Origin of the sequence: Kangiella marina, assembly GCF_039541235.1 — a bacterium.
In the GTDB taxonomy this organism is placed as follows: Bacteria; Pseudomonadota; Gammaproteobacteria; order Enterobacterales; family Kangiellaceae; genus Kangiella; species Kangiella marina.
In genome coordinates this window covers 53,266-69,428 of the sequence record NZ_BAABFV010000002.1, presented here as the reverse complement: position 1 = coordinate 69,428, position 16,163 = coordinate 53,266, and the positions used below count along the sequence as shown (strand labels likewise).

Annotated in this window: 18 protein-coding genes; 3 read left to right on the top strand and 15 right to left on the bottom strand. The window is 46.5% G+C overall.

The window, feature by feature from the left end:
- Positions 1-144 precede the first annotated feature (144 nt).
- The 4 genes from ABD943_RS08435 to ABD943_RS08420 all read right to left on the bottom strand — a co-directional run bounded on the left by ABD943_RS08435 (position 145) and on the right by ABD943_RS08420 (position 3,692).
- On the bottom strand, positions 145-720 hold the full coding sequence (locus ABD943_RS08435) for a PqiC family protein (RefSeq protein ID WP_345292755.1): 576 nt from the start codon (positions 718-720) through the stop codon (positions 145-147).
- Entirely contained in the window at positions 717-1,694 is a 978-nt protein-coding gene (locus tag ABD943_RS08430) for an MlaD family protein (RefSeq protein WP_345292754.1), read from the bottom strand. Before ABD943_RS08430 ends, ABD943_RS08435 begins: the two co-directional genes overlap by 4 nt.
- Positions 1,695-1,773: 79 nt before the next feature.
- Entirely contained in the window at positions 1,774-2,571 is a 798-nt protein-coding gene (locus ABD943_RS08425; protein ID WP_345292753.1) for an ABC transporter ATP-binding protein, read from the bottom strand.
- A gap of 2 nt (positions 2,572-2,573) precedes the next feature.
- Positions 2,574-3,692 carry an ABC transporter permease gene (locus ABD943_RS08420; RefSeq protein ID WP_345292752.1) on the bottom strand — a complete coding sequence of 373 codons (1,119 nt, stop codon included), beginning with the start codon at positions 3,690-3,692 and terminating at the stop codon, positions 2,574-2,576.
- A 191-nt stretch (positions 3,693-3,883) separates the two neighbouring features.
- Here ABD943_RS08420 and ABD943_RS08415 point away from each other — a divergent pair, with 191 nt between their 5' ends.
- The 3 genes from ABD943_RS08415 to dxs are packed head-to-tail and all read left to right on the top strand — an operon-like array spanning position 3,884 to position 6,936.
- Positions 3,884-4,132, top strand: coding sequence for an exodeoxyribonuclease VII small subunit (locus ABD943_RS08415; RefSeq protein WP_345292751.1), 249 nt, complete (start codon positions 3,884-3,886; stop codon positions 4,130-4,132).
- A gap of 38 nt (positions 4,133-4,170) precedes the next feature.
- A complete protein-coding gene (gene ispA / locus ABD943_RS08410) occupies positions 4,171-5,061 on the top strand; it encodes a (2E,6E)-farnesyl diphosphate synthase (RefSeq protein WP_345292750.1) in 891 nt (296 codons plus the stop codon).
- An 18-nt stretch (positions 5,062-5,079) separates the two neighbouring features.
- Positions 5,080-6,936 carry a 1-deoxy-D-xylulose-5-phosphate synthase gene (dxs, locus tag ABD943_RS08405; protein ID WP_345292749.1) on the top strand — a complete coding sequence of 619 codons (1,857 nt, stop codon included), beginning with the start codon at positions 5,080-5,082 and terminating at the stop codon, positions 6,934-6,936.
- Between the two features lie 706 nt (positions 6,937-7,642).
- On the opposite strand, the gene ABD943_RS08400 is transcribed toward dxs, so the two are convergent.
- The 11 genes from ABD943_RS08400 to ABD943_RS08350 form a co-directional block, all read right to left on the bottom strand.
- A complete protein-coding gene (locus ABD943_RS08400) occupies positions 7,643-7,981 on the bottom strand; it encodes a hypothetical protein (RefSeq protein ID WP_345292748.1) in 339 nt (112 codons plus the stop codon).
- Positions 7,969-8,463 carry a phosphatidylglycerophosphatase A family protein gene (locus tag ABD943_RS08395; RefSeq protein ID WP_345292747.1) on the bottom strand — a complete coding sequence of 165 codons (495 nt, stop codon included), beginning with the start codon at positions 8,461-8,463 and terminating at the stop codon, positions 7,969-7,971. The genes ABD943_RS08400 and ABD943_RS08395 overlap by 13 nt, the downstream gene beginning before the upstream one ends.
- A gap of 21 nt (positions 8,464-8,484) precedes the next feature.
- Positions 8,485-9,510 (bottom strand): thiamine-phosphate kinase, encoded by a 1,026-nt coding sequence (thiL, locus tag ABD943_RS08390; protein WP_345292746.1) that lies wholly within the window; start codon positions 9,508-9,510, stop codon positions 8,485-8,487.
- Positions 9,511-9,562: 52 nt separating this feature from the next.
- Complete coding sequence (gene nusB / locus ABD943_RS08385; protein ID WP_345292745.1) at positions 9,563-9,991, bottom strand: transcription antitermination factor NusB; 429 nt, start codon at positions 9,989-9,991, stop codon at positions 9,563-9,565.
- 34 nt (positions 9,992-10,025) lie between these two features.
- Entirely contained in the window at positions 10,026-10,499 is a 474-nt protein-coding gene (gene ribH / locus ABD943_RS08380) for a 6,7-dimethyl-8-ribityllumazine synthase (protein WP_345292744.1), read from the bottom strand.
- 113 nt (positions 10,500-10,612) lie between these two features.
- Positions 10,613-11,731 carry a bifunctional 3,4-dihydroxy-2-butanone-4-phosphate synthase/GTP cyclohydrolase II gene (gene ribBA, locus ABD943_RS08375; protein WP_345292743.1) on the bottom strand — a complete coding sequence of 373 codons (1,119 nt, stop codon included), beginning with the start codon at positions 11,729-11,731 and terminating at the stop codon, positions 10,613-10,615.
- Positions 11,732-11,741: 10 nt separating this feature from the next.
- Positions 11,742-12,344 carry a riboflavin synthase gene (locus ABD943_RS08370; RefSeq protein ID WP_345292742.1) on the bottom strand — a complete coding sequence of 201 codons (603 nt, stop codon included), beginning with the start codon at positions 12,342-12,344 and terminating at the stop codon, positions 11,742-11,744.
- 3 nt (positions 12,345-12,347) lie between these two features.
- On the bottom strand, positions 12,348-13,466 hold the full coding sequence (gene ribD, locus ABD943_RS08365) for a bifunctional diaminohydroxyphosphoribosylaminopyrimidine deaminase/5-amino-6-(5-phosphoribosylamino)uracil reductase RibD (protein ID WP_345292741.1): 1,119 nt from the start codon (positions 13,464-13,466) through the stop codon (positions 12,348-12,350).
- Positions 13,467-13,518: 52 nt separating this feature from the next.
- Entirely contained in the window at positions 13,519-13,989 is a 471-nt protein-coding gene (nrdR, locus tag ABD943_RS08360) for a transcriptional regulator NrdR (RefSeq protein WP_345292740.1), read from the bottom strand.
- Between the two features lie 24 nt (positions 13,990-14,013).
- Positions 14,014-15,264 carry a serine hydroxymethyltransferase gene (gene glyA, locus ABD943_RS08355; RefSeq protein ID WP_345292739.1) on the bottom strand — a complete coding sequence of 417 codons (1,251 nt, stop codon included), beginning with the start codon at positions 15,262-15,264 and terminating at the stop codon, positions 14,014-14,016.
- A gap of 143 nt (positions 15,265-15,407) precedes the next feature.
- Positions 15,408-16,007 (bottom strand): transglycosylase SLT domain-containing protein, encoded by a 600-nt coding sequence (locus tag ABD943_RS08350; RefSeq protein ID WP_345293361.1) that lies wholly within the window; start codon positions 16,005-16,007, stop codon positions 15,408-15,410.
- Positions 16,008-16,163: the final 156 nt, after the last annotated feature.

Here is a 16,163-nt window from a genome sequence, read left to right as displayed (position 1 = left end):
AAATCAAGCCACAGGCTTGTGCGCCCAAACGCAGGCTTTCAGCTCAGGCGTATTCGTTTCGCAAGCCAGTGATTTTAACGAGATTTAAAGGCTAATGCGATAGCTATTAGCCTAATAATTGGGGCTTTGGCTCAAAAAGCAAGATTATTGCTGCTCAATAATCGCCGCAATTTGCTGTGCCAATTGTTTCAGTAGGCGACGCTCCGCAGATACCGCGGCAGCATACGAATTTCGCTCTATGTTTTCAGTTAAAGCGAAAGCTCGGGCAACCGACTGACCATCCGTGCGCGATAGCACCATTTTCGCTTCTAAATAAGCCGATGATTCCTCAAAGCTGGCATCAAAGCGCTTGATGTCCAATTGAACCGAGACATCGACTTGATCAGACTTGCGCCAGGGGAACTCAAATACATTGTTGGTGTTCAACTCATTGCCCAAATCATGCTGTAAAGCGCTGATAATGAGCCCTCTTAAGTCCGAAGCCCAACGGTCAAACTCGGAAAAAATAATCTGGCTGGTTTGAGTGCGAATGGCTATTTGTGGCTTTTGTAAATAGTCCGCCACCGACACTGGGCCTAATCCCACTCGAAGACTCCCTGTTCGCTCACTCTTAGTCAGCTCATTCTCCAACAAATAAAAGTTTGAGTTTGGCGAGCGGGTTGAACAAGCGCTTACTAGCAGCATAGACGCCGTCATTAAAGTAATCAGTAGATATTTCATTGCTTATCCTTACCATAAATCAGTGCTTCCGGATGACGTTCCAAATAATCGGTCAATACGCTAATCGAGTGCGCAGCCTTCGATATTTCATTTAACGTTTGGTTCAGCTGATACTGCAATTCTGAGTCTTGACCGTAGGAATGATCGATAGAGGCCACCAACTTTTGAGTATCGGCGAGCACCTTTTCTAGTGCATTAAAGCTATTCTCCATACTGCCAACCATCTCAGGAACGGAACGGTTCAAGTTTTTCGCTAAATCCTCATACTCGTCCATGGTTTGCTTAAACTCATCAGCCACCGGTTTAATTTCTGTGTTGAAAGTTTCCGCCACTTCGCGATAACGACTAATGGTTTCATTCAAATTCTTTAGGCTACTGTCCATATCCGGGCTGGTAATCAGGGTATTGGCATTTTCCAGCAAGGTATTCATATTTTGTGCAATATCTGCCAGCGGCAGCTTCGACACTTCATCAGCAAAAACACTTAAGGCACTAGGCGCAGTTGGGAACTCGGTAACGTCTTTAATAATTCCTTTGCGTTTAAGCGGCACTTCAGGGCGAAACTCTAGTGCAATACGCATCTTGCCGGTAACCAAGCTTTGAGTTTCTAAGGTCCCTTTTAAGCCCTTTTCCACAATACGATTGGTAATGTCTTTCATATCTGCTTCGCCAGCGTGCCCATTCAGACCTTTGAAGCTATCAGGATAAATATTGACGTAAACCGGCGTATAGATATCAAGACTTTCGCGATCTGAGACGACCTCGATTTTTTTAACAATACCAACTTTGACACCTTTAAAGACCACTGGTGAACCTTCATCCAGCCCCGCCAGTGAGCTATCAAAAAACATCACAAACTGGTTCACTGGCTCGTTAAATCGAGCTTTAGCAAAAAACATTATAGCGCCAACCAGCAATACAATAGCGCCTAAGACGAAGCCACCGATTGCTGTGGATTGCGATTTATTGCTCATGATTCATTATTCCTTACCGGTATAACCGTCGCTTTATTCACTCTCTCTTTATTCGCTCTTGCTTTTCTCACTGCCGCTCTCACTCACCATCACCACGGGTTAAAAACTTTCTAACGGTTTCGTGCTCTGAATGTTTCACCAGTTCGTTGGGATCGCCAGTAGCCAGCATGGTTTTCGTTTCTGCATCAAGAAATACCGAATTATTACCAATGGTAAAAATACTGGCCAGTTCGTGGGTCACGACCACCAAGGTACAGCCCAAGTTGTCTCTTAACTGTAGTATCAGGTCATCCAACAGTCGAGCGCTAATCGGATCTAACCCCGCCGACGGCTCATCCAGAAACAAAATATCCGGCTCTAGCGCTAATGCTCTAGCCAACCCTGCGCGCTTACGCATACCGCCGCTAATCTCCGCGGGGTAATAATCCTCAAAGCCATTAAGCCCGACTAAAGCTAACTTTAACGAGGCCAAGTGCATAATGTCTCGCTCCGGAAGATCCGTATATTCACCAAGCGGCAAAGCGATATTCTCAGCCAAAGTCATTGAACTCCATAAAGCTCCGCTTTGGTACAGCACTCCGCAACGCTGCATTAATTGCTGCCGCTGGCTTTCTTCAGACTGCCAGAAATCAATATAGTCAGACTGCCGTCCCGCCACAGTAGAAGATTGATACAAAATTCGCCCTTCAGCGGGCTCTTTTAAGCCGATAAAGTGCTTCAGCAAGGTACTCTTGCCACAACCACTACTGCCCATAATAATAAAAATATCCTGAGGCTTAATGTCGAAGGTCAGGTTCTTCTGCACCACATAATCGCCGTAGGCCATGGTCAGTTGTTCGGTTTTAATCGCGCTCTTGCTGGACTGTTTATCGGCCATGGTTAAATCCCCAACAAACTGGTCACAATCGCAAACAGCCCATCGATGACAATGATAAAGACCACTCCAGCGACCACAGCGGACGTTGCAGCATTACCCACAGCAGAAGCACTTCGCCCTGAGAGCATTCCGTTCATACACCCAGTAATCGCGATAACGATGCCAAAGATAAAGGCTTTGATCAGCCCTAAACTAATATCAGTCATATCAATCGCATTAACCGTTTGATTCCAATACTCGGTAAACGTCAGTCCCATGGCGCCAATACTGATCATGGCACCACCCAAAATACCCAATACATTGGCGTAGAGGCACAATAACGGCATCATAATAATCAGCCCAAGAATTCGGGGTAAGACGATAAAGTCCATCGGTGAAATGCCCAAGGTTCTATAGGCATCGATCTCTTCATTGACCTGCATGGTACCGATGCGCGCGGCAAAAGCTGCGCCAGTTCGCCCCGCCATAATGATCCCTGTCATCATGCAGCCCATTTCACGTACCATGGCAATACCGACCAAATCCGCGACATAAACTTCCGCACCGAACTGTTTCAACTGAACTGCGCCGACAAAGGCTAAAATAATCCCCACCAGCACACTGATTAAAGTCACGATAGGCAGAGCTTCAGGCCCAGTGTCAGAGAGGATCTCCCTTAAGTCTCTTGCTCGAAAGCGCGCACGCCCTCTGAGTAACCGGTAAAAGCTCTTAACGCTCTCACCTAAGAAAAAGAAGAACCCGAGCGCCTCACGGTAATCGGTAAGTACTTTATCGCCGATATTCGCCAGTATCGTAGGTTTGGTTTTATCTTTACCTGCACCCTGTCGCTCAGGGACTTTGTTGGCCAATTGCAATAACTCTAAAGCACCACTTGGAAATGATTGGTACTCAAGGTGGCTGGACGATTCCTTGGCTAGGGTGTCGATACGAAGCAGTAAGCTGATCAAAGCGCTATCCCACTGTTCGAGCGCGCTGCCGTCTACAGTCGCAAAGGGTGAGCGCTTAAAATAGCTCACAATCTCATCAGCGGCACCACCATTGTGTTGAATGGTCCAGTCGCCACAGAGGATTAAGGCTGCTTGAGAGCCCTCACCTTGTATTTGATACTGACTACTGCTCATGATGGGTTTACATCTTCACTCTTTGATTTTAGTTGTTAATGTTAATATTTGTGACGCACAATCAGTCCATAGTAGCCAAGGACCACGCAAGCCGCAACTGAGCAAGGCTACCAGGATCTTGGCCAGTTACTTTTCTTTTAAGTCACAATATAGGACAATAGCAGGCCTTAATGAATTCTTCGTGAAGACCTATGTCTGCAAAACAAGTGCCCGCAAAACAATCGTCCAAAACGAACTTTGAAACTCAACTCACGGAATTAGAGTCGATCGTCGAGCAACTGGAATCCGGCGAGCTGCCCTTGGAAGATGCTCTGAAAGTCTTCGAAAAAGGGGTTAAGCTGTCGAGACAGTGCCAACAACTATTGTCTGAAGCTGAGCAAAAAGTCACGATCTTGATGGATAATCAAGAGCAAGACTTCGAATCTCCCGACGAAGCTTAATATCGACACCTTAGTATAGACACCCTAATATCAACATCATGACCATAGAACAGCATTTGCAGCAATGGCAAGGCCAGGTCGCGGCATTACTAGAAGCGCGACTTCCTAACACAGACTCGGTGCCACACACGCTACACCAAGCCATGCGCTACGGTGCGTTAAATGGTGGTAAGCGTATTCGCCCTATCCTCGTTTTCGCCACCGGCCAAGCCTTAGGTGCTAATGAACAGGACCTAAGTTCTCCAGCACTAGCCGTAGAACTCATTCACTGCTATTCGTTGGTGCATGATGACTTGCCTGCGATGGACGATGATGACTTACGTCGCGGCAAACCAACCTGTCACATTCAGTTTAATGAAGCCACCGCCATTTTAGCGGGTGACGCGCTGCACACGCAGGCGTTCCAAGAACTGTCATCGTTCGAATTTAGCGCCCAAGCCAAACCGCAACAGCTTGAAATGATTCGCGTCTTAGCGGAAGCCAGCGGCTCTTTGGGTATGGGCGGCGGCCAAGCGATTGATTTAGAGTCAACACAGAAAATCATCGACCTGCCGATGCTGGAAAACATGCACCGCATGAAAACTGGCGCCTTGATTAAAGCCAGCGTCTTGCTGGGAGCCTTAAGCGCGGGCCCTTTAAAAGCTGAGGAACGCCAAGCCTTGGTCGACTATGCCGATGCTATCGGCTTGGCCTTTCAGGTCAAAGACGATATCCTCGACATCGAGTCGGATACCGAAACCCTGGGCAAACCTCAAGGCTCTGATCTTGAGAAAGAAAAAAACACCTATCCGGCATTGCTCGGAATCGAAGGTTCACGTCAAAAACTCGACGATTTATTACAATTAGCGCTACAAGCTTTGGCTAAGTTACCCTACAATACGCAGTTGTTAGCCGATTTGGCTGAATTTATTGTCCATCGAAAATCCTAACGGCATCTATCTAGACCTATGAGCACTGATCTTTACCCACTATTGACGCAAATCAATAACCCACATGACCTGAGAAAACTTGATAAAAATCAACTGGTTGATGTGGCTGATGAGCTTCGCCAGTACCTGATTAATACGATCAGTCAGTGTGGAGGTCACTTCGCTGCGGGCCTAGGAACGGTAGAGTTAACGGTAGCGCTGCATTACATGTTCGAAACGCCGGAAGACCGTATTGTATGGGATGTGGGCCATCAAGCCTATCCGCACAAGGTTTTGACCGAGCGCCGAGAACAACTGCACACGATCCGCCAGACCGATGGACTGCATCCTTTCCCCGTTCGTGTTGAGTCAGAATACGATACGTTTGCCGTCGGACACTCCAGCACCTCCATTAGCGCAGCTCTGGGCATGGCTCTAGCCGCGAAGCAACGTGGTGAAGAGCGTCAATGCGTGGCCGTGATTGGTGATGGCGCCTTAACCGGCGGCATGGCGTTTGAAGCGATGAATCACGCTGCTGATACCGACGCCAACCTGTTGGTTATCCTGAACGACAACGAAATGTCGATTTCTGAAAACGTCGGTGGCATGAATCGTTATTTAGCAAAGCTACTTGCCGGTCGCTTTTATCAGCGTGTTCGTGAAACCGGCAAAAAAGCGTTGCATGGCATTAAGCCACTATCTGAGTTCGTTAGCCGCGCCGAAGAACATATGAAGGGCATGGTATTGCCGGGCACTTTATTTGAAGAGCTCGGCTTTAACTACAATGGCCCCATTGATGGTCATGATTTACCGACCTTATTGAACACGCTCAATAATATTAAAGAACTCAAAGGCCCGCAATTTTTACACGTGGTCACGCGCAAAGGTAAAGGCTACGCGCCAGCGGAAAATGATCCGATTGCTTACCATGGCGTGCCGATTTTTGATCCAAAAACCAGCGAATTACCCAAAGGTGTAAAACCAAAAACTTATTCCAATATTTTTGGTGACTTTATGTGTGATATCGCGGCTAAAGACGAACGCGTCGTCGGTATTACGCCAGCCATGCGAGAAGGCTCGGACTTGATCCGCTTCTCAAAAGAATTTCCAGAACGTTACTACGACGTTGGTATTGCCGAGCAACATGCCGTCACGGTATCAGCCGGCTTAGCGTGCGAAGGATTAAAACCTGTTTGTGCCATTTACTCCACGTTTTTACAGCGCGGCTATGACCAGCTGATTCATGACGTTGCGTTGCAAAACCTTGATGTTCTGTTTGCGATTGACCGTGGTGGCCTAGTCGGTGGCGACGGTGCAACCCATAACGGCGCTTTCGACCTAAGTTATTTACGTTGTATTCCAAACATGGTCATCATGGCGCCTAGCGACGAAAACGAATGCCGCCAATGCCTATACACCGGTTATTTATACGAAGGTCCTGTTGCCGTTCGATATCCACGCGGCATGGGCTCCGGCATCCAAGCTGAAAAATCCTTCACGCCGCTTGAAATAGGAAAAGGTCGTCTTGTTAAAGAGAGTACCAAAACACAAGGTGAAAAAGTCGCCATTCTAGCCTTTGGCTCCATGGTACAAACCGCATTAGAAGCAGCAGAAAAGATCAACGCCACAGTAGCCGACATGCGCTTCGTCAAACCACTCGATAAACAACTGATTCGTGACCTTGCCGAAACTCACGACCAATTTATCACCATCGAAGAAAATGCCGTACAAGGCGGCGCTGGCTCAGCTATTAACGAATTTATTCTCAACAATGACATTCAAATCAAAGTCAAAAATTTAGGATTACCGGATAGGTTTGTTGAGCATGGTAGTACCGGGGACTTATTAGAAAGAATTGGCTTAACAGCGGACGATATCGTTAAGGTTGTTTCGTAGTTTTTCTTTACCCTGTCATCCCGCGGCATGACAGCGAGATCCAGTGACTCTGACTATTGTCATTCCAAACTGGATTTGGAATCTGAAATCCCCCTAACTCTTTCGCACCTCAGAATCTATAGGCTGGGTTAGCCGCCAGGTGTAACCCAACATTGTTTATGCTTTGTCATTCCAAATTTAATTTGGAATCTAGTGCCTTTATAGTTTTTCTACGCTCTTACCCTTTTCTTTGCTCGTCCAAAGAAAAGGGCGAAAAGAAAAGACGCCCCTATATTGAGATTATTCTACGAATAATTACCTTTACTCCGTATCAGTCACTTAACGCACCGTGAAATACAGTCCCTCCATGGCCTGAATTTCACTATTCAAATCATCCACGATTTGAATTGCTATGACTGCTTCTTCGTTCAGCTCAATATAAAGGGTGCTATGGTGCTAACCTTATATTTCGCACCAAAATTTTAACTATAGCAAACACTGTCAGGTTACGATTATCCCCTTAAAGTTAGCTGAAAGAGAAAAAGTTATAGTGCAAATTAGGCAGGACGCCTAATTTAGCTAAAGCGAAACATGGATGTTTCGTTTAGCGGCACGTCATTAACTTTTTTGAATGAGGGGAGCCTGTAAGGCCTAACGTCTGGGGTGTCTTTCTTTTGGTTACTTTTCTTGGACACGCAAGAAAAGTAACTCGTTAAAAAACCAAAACTTAAATCAATTCATATTCTTTTAAAGCTTTTCCCCACAAAAACTCTTTGTTTTCGCGAAAATAAGCTTTAAGCAGTTTATCTACTTTAGAGCTTTCTAAATCATTAGATAATATCGCACTAATTAAATAGTTGGAATCATCAAAGCTAAACTCGCTAATTAAGGTTGAATCAATATTATGACATCCGTAACCGTCGTACGAGATTCTAATCAAATAAAGACAACCACAATCGTTTATATTGAAATCAGCAAAGATACTATCCTCACATAGCGAAAGGGAGTATTTACAGCTTCTTGTTGCTGAAAGGCTTGCTCTTCTTATTACCATCAAAGTAGCCACGCTGTGGCTTGCAAAATCCCCAAAGCAAAACCACCCGCCAGTAAATCATCCACCATAATCCCAAATCCTCCATGGACTTTTTTGTCGAGCCATTTAATTGGCCATGGCTTTAGGATGTCGAAGAAGCGGAATAGGAAAAAGCCGGCGAGAGCCCATTGCCATGTTGCGGGGATGGCGATCATGGTGATGAGGTAGCCGCAGATTTCGTCCCAGACGATGCCGGGGTGGTCATGGACACCGAGTTTTTTGGCGGTGTAGTGGCAAAGTCCGATGCCGATAATGGACAACGCGAGTGTGGCGATTAGGTAATAAGGCAGTGTGAGAAACGATAACCCATACCATACCGGTATCGCGGCGATGGTTCCCCATGTGCCTGGGGCTTTCGGCATGAGTCCTGAGCCAAAACCAAAGGATAAAAAGTGTAGAGGGTTGGTGAAGACCATTCTTTTGATTAGGGTTTTATCAGCTAATGGCACCGTCATAATTTGCTTATTCTTTTGTCGTTATTGGTTAAAGTGTTGCCAGCTGGCACGATTACTTTCGAAAGGCTGGCCATTTAGAGTCAGCTGCAACCCAGCCTCATGAATTTTTCCAATTCGGGTAACGTTGATACTGCACCGTTCAGCTAGGTTTAAAATTTTATTGCGATGTTTGTTAGAGGCGGTGAAACACAGTTGATAGTCATCACCACCGTTCAACGCATACTGCCTTGCTTGCTCAAGCCCGACGACCTCGATAAGCGCTTCAGAAATAGGCAATGACTCCACAGAAAGCTTGGCGCCACACTGACTTTTCGACAGTATATGACCTAAATCAGCCGCTAAGCCGTCGGAAATATCAAGCCCACAGCAAGATATTTTGGTCAGTTTACGAGCAAACTCCAGAGGTGGCAGCGGACGAGTTAAGGCTTGCCACAGCTCAGACTCGGCAGCAGTCAATGCTTCTTCGCGAACCAGCGCTTTATCTTGTAACTCCAGCGCTGCCGCGGCTTCGCCTAAATACCCCGTAACCCAAATATCATCGCCAACCTCTGCGTTATGACGCTCAAGCAAACGGCCTTTCTTTACTGAGCCATAAGCGGTAATGTTGATATTCAGCGGTCCTTGAGTGGTATCGCCGCCCACTAGTGGCACCTTAAAGCGTTTACTGGCTTTCTTTAAGCCTTTACTGAAACCAGCGAGCCAATATTCGTTAATCTCAGGCAAGCTGATCGATAATGTGAAAGCTAATGGCTTAGCGCCCATCGCGGCTAGATCGCTGACGTTAGCGGCAAGCGCCTTATGCGCAATCAGCTCAGGGTCTAAGTCAGAAAAGAAATGAACGCCATCAACCAGAGTGTCGGTTGACGTCACGAGTTGATATTTACTGGGGATGTCAAAAATGGCGCAATCGTCGCCAATACCTTTGACGACGCGCGGTTTTGATGTGCTTTTCTTGGTGCTGGCCTGTTTAGGGTCATCATCGTTCGAGTGTTGATCAAAGTCATACTCGAAAGTGAAGTAACGTTCTATCAGGTCAAATTCGGCCATACACTCTTAACTCAACTCCTTAACTCAATTCCTTTGTTTATGCTGCCGCGACTTACTCGTGTGGGCGCAACTCTTTACTGATTTTATCCAGAACACCGTTAATAAACTTATGGCCATCAGTCGCACCAAAGGTTTTGGCTAACTCGATGCCTTCGTTAATCACCACTCGACGCGGAATGTCGATGCGATTTTTAAGCTCAAATGCAGATAAGCGAATAATAGCACGCTCCACTGGATCAATATGCTCCATCTCACGATCAATAGCCGGAGAAACAGCTTCATCAATATCGTGCAATCCCGTCAGCACGCCACTGAACAACTCTTGAAAGTAAACGATATCGACTTTCTTACTATTCATGGTCGCAAGGTATTGCGCCTCAATCTCGCTCAAGGCATTCCCCGTCATTTGCCACTGATAAATCGCCTGCATCGCGTATTCACGTGCTTTACGGCGTGCTGCTGGTTTAAAATTTTGTTCCATAATAAACGCTCTTCGTCTCAGTTAGCTTGGGTCTTTAACCTAGTTTACGGGTTAAGTTGATCATTTCTATCGCAGTCGCGGCGGCTTCACCACCCTTATTCATTTTCTTAGGGTTAGCGCGCTCTTCAGCCTGCTCATCCGTGTTCACGGTTAAAATGCCAAAAATCACGGGCAGATTATGCTTTAACGACACATCCATCAAGCCACGACTCGATTCGGCACAAACATAATCAAAATGCGGCGTATCGCCACGAATCACCACACCAATTGCAATCACCGCATCATACTGACCGCTCATGGCAACCTGTTGCGTTGCATAGGGTAGCTCATACGCGCCAGCGACATCAAAGCGCGACACTTTATCGGCAGGCACTTCAAGCTCAGCAAATTTCTGCTCAACACCATCAATCATCATATTAATAATGGGTTGATTAAAGCGTGCGTGTACGATGGCAATCTTACCACCTTGATACTGTGTTTTCGAAAAGTCTAATTTAAAGTCGCTCATGTGACATTAGGCTCTTAACGTAGGGATGAACTGATGTGTAATCAAAGAAGGCTTGACCACGGTTATAAGCGCGTATTGTATTATAACCGTGGCATAATCACTAATGATTCGAGCTATTTTTTAGGCGTAATATGCTCCACAATCTCTAAGCCATAACCGCCAAGTGCTGTGTATTGAGTGCCGGAGCTTAACAAGCGCATCTGTCTCACCCCTAAACTCACCAGAATCTGTGAGCCAATACCCACGGTACGTTTCTTTTTGCGTTTCTGTTCTTGAGTTAAGGTTTCGCCATGATCCTCACGCTCGAACTGTCGAACACGATCCAACAACTCATCGCTCGACTCTTTCTTCGCAATCAGAACAAGAACGCCCTCGCCTTCCTCAGAAATCTTTTCTATCGAGTCGCTCACGGTCCAGCTTTTGCTTTTGCCTCGCTGCGACTCCAGCAAGTCAGAAAGGCTGTCGGTTAAGTGAACACGTACTAACGTCGAGGTATCATTCTTTGGGTTGCCTTTAACTAAGGCAAAGTGAATTTGCTCGTCGATAGTATCTTTAAAAGTGTGCAGTCTAAAGTCACCATGCTCCGTTGGCCAGTGACATTCGCTGATTTTCTCAACGGTATGCTCTTTCTCAGTTCGGTACTCAATTAAATCGGCAATGGTTCCCATCTTCAAACCATGCTCTTGAGCGAACACTTCCAAATCAGGACGACGCGCCATGGTGCCGTCTTCATTCAAAATCTCAACAATCACGGCAGCGGGATCAAACCCGGCTAAACGCGCTAAATCACAACTCGCTTCGGTGTGTCCCGCACGATTTAAGACACCGCCTTCTTGCGCCATGATCGGAAAAATATGGCCCGGTTGAACGATATCTTCTGGCTTGGCATTTGGTGCCACGGCAGCTTGAACTGTTCGCGCGCGATCGGCTGCTGAAATTCCCGTGGTAACGCCCGTCGCCGCTTCAATCGATACCGTAAAATTAGTGCTAAATTTCGCACCATTACTGGCTGACATTAACGGCAAATTAATTTGTTCGCAACGCTCACGAGTCATCGGCAAGCAAATCAAGCCTCGACCATAACGCGCCATAAAGTTAATGTCTTCAGGGCGAACTTGGCTTGCAGCCATGATCAAATCGCCTTCATTCTCACGATCTTCATCGTCCATCAAAATGACCATTTTACCCTGACGGATATCTTCGATGATTTCTTCAATACTGTTTAGCTTCATAACGTTGGCCTTACTCGGCTTTGTCTGCGTTCATTAAGCGCTCAAGGTAGCGCGCGATAAGATCAATTTCTAAATTTACCTGCGTCCCTACTTGATAACTATCAGCGATAGTTTCCTGTAATGTATGAGGCACTAAATTAAGGCTAAACTGGTCTTTTTCAAGGTCATTCACCGTTAAACTGGTGCCATCAACTGTAATAGAGCCTTTGATCGCGATATATTTTAACACCTCTTTCGGTGCTTTTATCTTGTATTGGATCGAGCGTGCGGCTTCTTCAATTGACACCACCTCGCCAATCGCATCAACGTGACCACTGACCATGTGGCCGCCAAAACGAGTCGTTGGCAGCATCGCTTTTTCAAAGTTGACCGGATCCTTTTGCTGATAATTTTTCATACAGGTCACGTCAATCGTTTCCACCGAAACATCAGCTGCAAAGCCCTGAGATAACTTTTCAATTACCGTTAAACAAACCCCATTACAGGCAATACTGTCGCCAAGCTCAACATCCGTCAAATCAAGCTTGCCAGTATTAAATACATAACGCGCGTCGCCACCTTTTGCTTCAATACTTTCGATAAAGCCAGTCGCTTCAATAATTCCAGTAAACACAGTCTAGTCCACTCGGTTGTAAGTTAATTGTAAATCCTGCCCAATCTGTCGAACGTCCTTCAACTCTAACTCTATCGCCTGACTCATCTGCTCAAACGGTAAGTGAGCCATCGCTCGCGCGGCACTGCCTAGTAGTTTTGGTGCCATGAAAACCTGTAGCTCATCGACCAAGCCTTTTGCTAAAAAAGCGCCCAGTAATTCGCTTCCTGCTTCAATCAAAACGTCATTAACACCAGATTCAGCCAACTGTCGCAAGAGCGCCTCAAGATCCGCATAACCTGCATCATTGGCTTTTACCTGCTGCACTAGGACCTTGTTGTTAAAAGTGTCATCACGCTTAGATGCTGAAACCAACCAACACTGTCCCTGACCTTGGAAAATTTTAGCGTTAGGCGTCACTTGATGCTTTGAGTCCACCACGACTCGTATTGGCTGCTCGAAATAAGGATCACCTAACATGGTCGTATCACGAACATTCATCGAGGGGTTATCATATAATACTGTGCCAGAACCCGTTATCACGGCACCACTTTGTGCGCGTAACCGCTGCACCTGAGCGCGAGCTTCCGGCCCCGTGATCCACTGACTTTCACCACTCGCCATGGCGGTTCTACCATCAACACTCACGGCAATCTTAGCTGTCACTCTGGGTAAGCCCGCGTTCATGCGCTTCACAAACCCCGGATTTAATGCCAGCGCCTCCGATTCCATCAAGCCGCACTCAACCGTCACTCCAGACTCCCGTAACATCTCAATGCCTCTACCTGAGACTTGTGGGTTAGGATCGGTCATGGCGCAAATCACTTTGCTTACGCCAGCCTCAATCAGTCCCTGCGCACATGGCGGCGTTTTGCCGACATGCGAGCACGGCTCTAAAGTGACGTAAGCAGTCGCCCCTTGAGGATCATGCCCATTTGTTTTGGCGTTTTGAATGGCATTGACTTCAGCGTGAGCGAGACCCGGCTTTTGATGCCAACCTTCGCCAATAACTTGAGTGTGACCGTTAACCGTCTTCACCAGCACACACCCTACTCGCGGGTTTGAACGCGTCGTATACCAACCATGCCGAGCCAGTTTAATGGCTAGTGACATAAAGTTGGAATCTTGTGCTGAAAAAGACATATCAGGTATGGAGTACCCTTTGAAAAATGTGAATAGTGGTTAGCGAGCCGCGTTAAGTCGACGACTCATTGCTATCACTTTGTAGCTTATCAATTTCCTCGCGAAACGCCTGAACATCCTGAAAGCGGCGATATACCGAAGCAAAGCGCACATAAGCCACATCGTCTAACGCGCGCAATGCTTTCATGATTTCTTCTCCGACAACGCTTGCTGAAACTTCACGCTCACCCAGCGCTCGAAGATTGGAAAGGATTTTATTAATAGCGGCTTCTAAGTCCTCAACACTTACCGGACGCTTTTCCACAGCTTTGGCCAAACCTGTACGCATTTTCAGCTCATCAAAAGGCTCGCGAGTGCCATCCGACTTAATGATTTTTGGCATCACCAATTCTGCGCTTTCAAAAGTTGTGTAGCGTTCGCCACACGATAAACATTCGCGGCGGCGGCGAACCTGACTGCCGTCAGCAACTAATCGTGAATCAATCACTTTGGTGTCTGGGTTAGCACAGAATGGGCAATACATGGCCGTTAATCCTTCCTAATGTTATTACTTATAAACCGGGAATCGCTTGGTTAATTCCTGCACTTTGGCTTTAACGTCGCTGATAACCTGCTCATTATTGATATCGTCAAGAATATCACAAATCCAACTCGCGAGCTCAGTCACCTCGGCTTCTTTGAAACCGCGAGTAGTGACTGCTGGAGTACCTAGACGAAGTCCACTGGTGACAAATGGCGAGCGCGGCTCGTTCGGCACCGTATTTTTATTGACCGTGATGTTGGCTTTACCTAAAGCAGCTTCAGCGTCTTTACCGGTAATGTCTTTGCTGATGAGGTCAACAAGGAATAAGTGGTTTTCCGTACCGCCAGACACAATATCGACTCCACGCTCAACAAACACTTTCGTCATTGCTTGTGCATTGGCTTTAACCTGCTTTTGCATCGCTTTGAATTCATCACTTAATGCTTCCTTGAAAGCAACCGCTTTCGCTGCGATCACGTGCATTAACGGACCACCCTGGCCTCCCGGGAATACCGCAGAATTCAACTTCTTCTCTAGCTCTGGGTTAGCCTGCGCTAAGATCACGCCACCACGTGGGCCAGCTAACGTTTTGTGCGTTGTCGAGGTCACGACATGCGCGTGTGGCACTGGGTTTGGGTATTCGCCAGCAGCAATCAAGCCCGCAACGTGCGCCATATCGACAAATAAGTAAGCACCTACTTTGTCTGCGATTGCGCGGAACTTTGACCAGTCCACCGTACGCGAGTAAGCAGAAAATCCAGCAACGAGCATTTTCGGCTGGTGCTCGACGGCTAAACGCTCAACTTCGTCGTAATCAATGTAACCGTTTTCATCAACACCGTACTCAACTGAGTTATATATTTTGCCAGAGAAGCTCACTTTAGAACCGTGCGTTAAGTGACCACCGTCTGATAGACTCATGCCTAAAATGGTATCGCCGGGCTTAATGAGCGCCATGTAAACAGCAGCGTTTGCTTGCGAACCTGAGTGTGGCTGGACATTGGCATAATCAGCACCGAACAATGCTTTAACACGCTCAATCGCCAACTTTTCGGCAACATCAACATACTCACAGCCACCGTAATAACGCTTATCTGGGTAACCTTCGGCATACTTATTCGTTAATACCGAACCTTGCGCTTCCATCACACGTTTGCTGGTATAGTTTTCGGATGCAATAAGCTCAATATGCTCTTCCTGACGCTTTTCTTCGGCATCAATCGAAGCCATCAATTCTGGGTCAAAATCTCTTAGAGACGTCGTGTTACCCAACATACCTAAATTCCTCTGAAGTTCGTTTCAAAAATTGGGCTCATTCTAACCGATTCTAGGGTGAAATGCGCCATAAATAGTAGCAATATCTAGCCACTTCACACCCCTGATATAACCGAAAACAATAAGTAGCTGTTACAAGTAAGCTAGAACCAACCGCGAATACTGTCATCGAGCTGTGGACGGCATTGCTTGTACTGTCGAGCATACTCAAGCGAACGACGTTTGACCTTATCAGCAACCCTAACTAACCAAGCTTTATTGCGATAAGTTCCGCGCTTATAGCCTCCCCAACCATCATGGTAAGCCAAATATTGCGCTTTAGCATCCCACTTTGAAATACCGAGTTTTTTATGAGAATTAAAGGTATACCAACCAATAAAATGAATGGCATCATCAAATTCATCACGCTTGGCATTCCAGTTGCCGGTCGAGCGGATGTAAGTTTCCCAAGTGCTCTCCAGCGCCTGAGCATAACCATAGGCATCAGAAGGCCTACCCACAGGAATAAACCCTAAGAACCACTCCATATCTGGGCGAATCGTGCGATTAAACTTTGACTCTTGATGCATAATAGCCAACTGAACATGGATCGGAGTCCCCCACTCTTCTTGTGAGTCCAGTGCAGCCTGATACCAGTCTTCATCTCCGAGCACACTACACAAATCGTTGACATTACTTGGCCTGTGAGTCGCACAAGCACTCAACAAGACTACAGTTGTCAGTATTATTAACACTTTCTTTATCAAAACCGTATCCTTTCACAATTTATCATCAGTTTTTGACGAGAAATGAATTTATCATCGCTCAATCAATGCTAAAATGCCCGAAAATTAGCGCTTTATCCTATGCTTTTTAATGCCAATTGGAAATGAGCCTCTCGACACTTGACTATTTTTTAC